Annotated in this window: 1 protein-coding gene; it reads right to left on the bottom strand. The window is 63.5% G+C overall.

What is annotated here, in order from left to right:
• Positions 1-255: NAD(P)/FAD-dependent oxidoreductase (locus JHD80_RS28505; protein ID WP_210340017.1), on the bottom strand; the 255-nt coding region annotated here is incomplete at both ends.

The following is a 255-nucleotide window of genomic DNA, read 5'->3' as shown; positions in this document are numbered from 1 at the left end:
CTTCGAGATCGCGACGGCGGATCACCAGGTGAAGGCGTTTCACCTTGGGGGCCAAGTATACCACCGCCTGCCCGGCAGAGTTCCCCCCGCCGACCAACGCAACCTCTTCACCTTCGCAAAGGCGCGCCTCGACAGGCGAGGCCCAGTAGGAGACGCCATTTCCTTCGAACGCGTCGAGGTTTGCGATATCCGGCCGGCGGTACCTCGCGCCCGCAGCTATCACAACTGTCCTAGCCTGGATGCCAATGCCGTTCG

Origin of the sequence: Allobosea sp. ASV33 (assembly GCF_016428755.1) — a bacterium.
Classification (GTDB): Bacteria; Pseudomonadota; Alphaproteobacteria; order Rhizobiales; family Beijerinckiaceae; genus Allobosea.
The sequence above is the reverse complement of the archived record's forward strand: the minus strand, read 5'-3'. Positions and strand labels throughout refer to the sequence as shown.